Source organism: Rhodoferax sp. UBA5149 (assembly GCF_002413825.1).
GTDB lineage: Bacteria > Pseudomonadota > Gammaproteobacteria > Burkholderiales > Burkholderiaceae_C > Rhodoferax.
Genome location: NZ_DHXT01000072.1, coordinates 1 through 4,843 on the forward strand (window position 1 = coordinate 1; position 4,843 = coordinate 4,843).

At 58.7% G+C, this 4,843-nt stretch carries 5 protein-coding genes and 1 tRNA gene; 3 read left to right on the forward strand and 3 right to left on the reverse strand.

The features are described 5' to 3' along the window. Positions 1–87: 87 nt before the first annotated feature. The 3 genes from B3V69_RS06015 to hrcA form a co-directional block, all read right to left on the reverse strand. A complete protein-coding gene (locus B3V69_RS06015) occupies positions 88–633 on the reverse strand; it encodes a hypothetical protein (RefSeq protein WP_296444729.1) in 546 nt (181 codons plus the stop codon). A 101-nt stretch (positions 634–734) separates the two neighbouring features. Next, positions 735–811 (reverse strand) — tRNA-Ile (locus B3V69_RS06020). Positions 812–835: 24 nt separating this feature from the next. Further along, positions 836–1,840 (reverse strand): heat-inducible transcriptional repressor HrcA, encoded by a 1,005-nt coding sequence (gene hrcA / locus B3V69_RS06025; RefSeq protein WP_296444730.1) that lies wholly within the window; start codon positions 1,838–1,840, stop codon positions 836–838. A 28-nt stretch (positions 1,841–1,868) separates the two neighbouring features. On the opposite strand from hrcA, the gene B3V69_RS06030 reads away from it, so the two are divergent. From B3V69_RS06030 to B3V69_RS06040, 3 genes are all read left to right on the forward strand, one after another. Next, on the forward strand, positions 1,869–2,765 hold the full coding sequence (locus B3V69_RS06030; protein WP_296444732.1) for an NAD kinase: 897 nt from the start codon (positions 1,869–1,871) through the stop codon (positions 2,763–2,765). Positions 2,766–2,767: 2 nt separating this feature from the next. Next, a complete protein-coding gene (gene recN, locus B3V69_RS06035; RefSeq protein ID WP_296444734.1) occupies positions 2,768–4,417 on the forward strand; it encodes a DNA repair protein RecN in 1,650 nt (549 codons plus the stop codon). Positions 4,418–4,436: 19 nt separating this feature from the next. Beyond that, a partial coding sequence (locus B3V69_RS06040; protein WP_414707472.1) for an RNase adapter RapZ occupies positions 4,437–4,843 on the forward strand: 407 nt, incomplete at its 3' end.

Consider the following 4,843-nt stretch of genomic DNA (forward strand, 5'->3'; position numbering starts at 1 on the left):
ACAGAATGCAACACTACACTAGCCCACAAAAACCGGGATATGACTGAGCGCTATGTGAAAGCCAGGATTGGGGAACGGGTAAAACCACTAAGATGACTCAAAGGCCGACGGAAATTTGACCGCGACTTCAAAAGTTGCTCTAAGACCGGAATACAGCCCAACTAAGGCGATATCGATCGCTGAGTAATTTTTTGCCACGTTGGAAGAGAAAACTTTCGGATCATCGCCGGAAGCGACAGTAGGCACGGGCAACGGAACGCCTGAGTGCTGTTCAATGTAATTGGACAATTCTTTGCAGCGATGTATTAAATCTTCGACCTCGGAAGAATGCGCCATTCTGTTTCGTAGCGAATTGAGGCGCCGCAATGCTTCCCATCTCCAATTGTCTATTTCTAAAAATGGATGGAGAGAAATGGTTAACGCAAGCACTTGAGCGAACGTTAAGCGAGCGCCTTTCAATGCTTGGGGGCGACGTAGCTGACTTGAAACGAACTCATTTAATAACTCCTCAAGCATCAAATGCGACTTCAGCACCGAATAAGTTCGGTCGCCAAGATGAGGGGTAATGATCTTCATGTACCTCTCAAATTCATCCTTATGGTCAGCCTGAAAAGCATCGGAAACATTAGCCATCGTCTTCATCCCAATTTCGTGCGAAAGCCACTTTTGTAGAAAATCAGTTCAATTTGTAGAAACGCCCCAGAACCCAAACGGGCGCTGAGGCGCATAAACAATGGTGGGCCGTCACAGACTTGAACTGTGGACCAAAGGATTATGAGTCCTCTGCTCTAACCAACTGAGCTAACGGCCCAACCGAAGCACGGATTGTAAAGGCCTACTTGTGGTGGCTCAGTGCGTTGCTGACCAATTTCGACGTAATGTCCACAATCTGGATCATGCGGTCATAGGCCATGCGGGTCGGGCCGATGACGCCCAAGGTGCCGACCACCTGGCCATCGACCTCGTACGGCGCGCTGACGATGGACAGGTCTTCAAACGGCACGACCTTGCTTTCGCCACCAATAAAAATGCGCACCCCCTCGGCCTGGCCCGCAATGTCGAGCAGCCGCATGAGCTGTGCCTTTTGCTCAAACAGGTCAAAAGCACGTCGCAGATGCCCCATGTCGTTGGAGAAATCGGTGACCGCCAGCAGGTTTCGCTCACCTGAAATAACGACTTCGTCCTGGGTCTCGGCAATGGCGTCGGAACTGACGTTGACGGCCGCCTGCATCAGACTGGCAATTTCCGAGCGCAGCGATTCCACCTCGCGTTGCAGCCGTTCGCGCACCTGTTCGATCGCCAGACCGACGTAATTGCTGTTGAGGTAGTTGGCCGCTTCAACCAGCTGGGTCTGCGAATAATCCACCTCGGTAAAAATCACGCGGTTTTGCACGTCTCCTTCGGGCGACACGATGATGACCAGCAAACGCCGCTCTGACAGTCGCAAAAATTCAATGTGCCGGAAAACGGAAGAGCGGCGCGGCGCAATCACCACGCCGACGAACTGGGACAGGCTGGAGAGCAGATTGGCCGCATTGGAGATCACTTTTTGCGGTTGATCCGGCGCCAGGCTGTGCGCGGCAAACTGTCCTTGTCGCACCGTCAGCATGGTGTCGACAAACAGGCGATAGCCGCGCGCCGTCGGAATGCGCCCGGCCGAGGTGTGCGGGCTGGCAATGAGACCCAGCTCTTCCAGATCGGACATGACATTGCGGATGGTGGCGGGCGACAAGTCAAGGCCCGAGGCCTTGGAGAGCGTGCGCGAACCCACCGGTTGCCCATCGGCGATATAGCGCTCGACGAGGGCTTTCAATAACAACTTGGCACGGTCATCCAGCATGAGGGCATTTTAGTGATGTAATTTGAGAATGAAATCTAAATTCCGGCATGTTGCATTAATAGGCAAATACCAGACGGTGGCCTCAGGCGCTTCCAGCGCATCCTCCCGCCATGCGCTGGAAGACATTGCCCATTTTTTGCATGCCCAGGGTTGTGAGGTTTTTTTTGAGCACGACACGGCGCACAACATGGGGATTTCAGGTTACCCGATGCTGAATGTTCCCGCCATTGGCGCGCAATGTGATCTGGGGCTGGTGGTCGGTGGCGACGGCACCATGCTGGGCATTGGCCGCCAGCTGGCCCATTTTGGCGTGCCGCTGATCGGCATCAACCAGGGGCGGCTCGGGTTCATCACCGACATTCCATTTGACGGCTTTGCGAGCACGCTGGCGCCGATGCTGCGGGGCGAATTTGAAGAGGACCATCGCAGCCTGATGCATGCCCGGGTCATGCGCGACGGGCGCTGTGTCTTTGACGCACTGGCCATGAATGATGTGGTGGTAAATCGTGGCGCCACCGCGGGCATGGTGGAGTTGCGGGTTGAGGTGGACGGCCATTTTGTGGCCAACCAACGCGCCGACGGCTTGATCATTGCCACGCCCACCGGCTCTACCGCTTATGCCTTGTCAGCCGGGGGGCCCTTGTTGCACCCGTCCATCCCGGGCTGGATACTGGTGCCCATCGCTCCCCATACATTGTCAAATAGGCCTATCGTCCTCGCCAATGCTGCAGAGATTGCTATTGAAATAGTAGCGGGTCGGGATGCCAGCGCCAATTTCGACATGCAGTCTCTGGCGTCGCTGCTGCACGGTGACCGCATCGTGGTGACGCGCTCGCAACACCATGTTCGGTTTTTGCACCCCAAGGGCTGGTCCTACTTTGACACGCTGCGGAAAAAATTGCACTGGAATCAAGGAGTGGCCTGACCGTGAGCTTGAAACGTATTGTCCTGCGCGATTTCGTCATCGTGAGCGAGCTCGATCTCGATCTGGCCAGCGGGTTCACCGTGCTCACCGGTGAGACCGGCGCCGGCAAATCAATCCTGATCGATGCACTGCAACTGGTCACCGGAGGCCGGGCCGATGTCGGCGTGATCCGTGAAGGAAGCCTTCGAACCGATGTCAGCGCCGAGTTCGACGCGACGCCTGCTTTGACCGCCTGGCTGGAAACCGCTGGCTTTGAGATGGGCGACAGCCTGCTGTTGCGACGCACGGTGGACACGCAGGGCAAGAGCCGCGCCTGGATCAACGGCAGCCCGGCCACGGCCACCCAGTTGCGCGAGATCGGTGAACAACTGATGGATATTCATGGGCAGCATGCCTGGCAGAGTTTGACCCGCCCGGAGGCGGTCAGGGGTCTGCTGGACGCCTACGCGCAGGTTTCGCCCGCCGCACTGGCAACGCTCTGGCAGCGCTGGCGTCAGGCTCAAAACGACTTGACGCAAGCCCTTGCGGCGCAAGAGTCCCTGCAACGTGAGCGCGAACGCCTGGCATGGCAGATTGGTGAAGTTCAAAAGCTCGCGCCACTGGCCGACGAATGGGATGAGCTCAATACGGAACATGGCCGTCTGTCCAACGCCCAAGCCCTGCTGGATGCCGCGCAGGGCGCCGTGCAGACACTGGACGCCGATGACGGCGGCCCGGTGGCGGCACTTCACAGCGCCTGCCAGTTGCTACAACAACAGGAGCACCTGGAGCCCTATTTCAGAGGGCTGACAGAGGTTTTATCTTCAAGCCTGGCGCAGGTGGAGGACACCGTTCATTCGCTGCGTTCTTACCTGCGCAAGACCGAGCTGGATCCACAGCGCCTGAATGAACTCGATGAGCGCATGGCCTTGTGGCTGTCACTGGCCAGACGCTACAAACGGGCGCCTGCAGAGCTACCCGATTTGCTGGCGTCCTGGAAACAGGAGCTGGAGAGACTGGATGCGGCGACCGATCTGGCGGGGCTGGAAGCGGCCCAGACCGCCGCGCTCGATGCCTACATGGTGGAAGCCCGGCTGCTCTCGAAGGCCCGCGGCAAGACCGCGCCGCAGCTCGCCAAAGCCATCACGCAAGCCATGCAGGGCCTGGGCATGCAAGGCGGCCAATTCGAGGTGACGCTGCAAAAGTCCGCTCAACCCATGCAAAGCGGTCTGGAAGAGGTCAGCTTTCTGGTGGCGGGGCATGCCGGCAGTACGCCGCGTCCCGTCAACAAGGTCGCATCCGGCGGGGAACTGTCCCGCATGGCGCTGGCCATCGCGGTCACCACCAGCCAGTTGGGCACCGCACAGACGCTGATTTTTGACGAGGTCGATGCGGGCGTGGGCGGAGCCGTTGCCGAGACGGTGGGGCGCCTCATGAAACAATTGGGTGTTGACCGCCAGGTCCTCGCCGTGACCCATCTGCCGCAAGTCGCGGCCTGTGCGGACCATCATTTGGTGGTCGCCAAACAAATGCAGGGCAGTTCGACCATGAGCTCAGTGGCTAGCGTGCAGGGCGAACAACGGGTGGCGGAAGTGGCTCGCATGCTGGGTGGCGAGCGCCTCTCGGGCACCACGCTGGCCCACGCCAAGGAAATGCTGCAGGCCCGGGAGTGATGCCATGAAACCAAAACCACTGGATTTGGAGATTGTTTTGATCACCGGCATGTCGGGCTCCGGCAAGTCGGTGGCGCTGCACGCCCTGGAGGACGCCGGCTTTTTCTGCGTCGACAACCTGCCGCCTGAACTGCTGGTGCCTTTTGTGGCGCTGGAGAAAGCGCACAAAGCCACGCGCGTGGCCATTGCGATGGATGTGCGCACCGCGACCTCACTCCCCTTGCTGCCAGAGCAACTCTCGGTCCTGAAAAACCAGGGGATCACCGTCAAGTCCCTGTTTCTGGATGCCACAACCGGAACGCTGGTGCGACGCTATTCCGAAACACGGCGCAAGCACCCGCTGTCGCAATCCGCTTCCGACCATTCGACGCAGGACCAGCGGCGTGCGCTGGTGGATGCGATTGAACTGGAGCGCGAGCTGCTGGC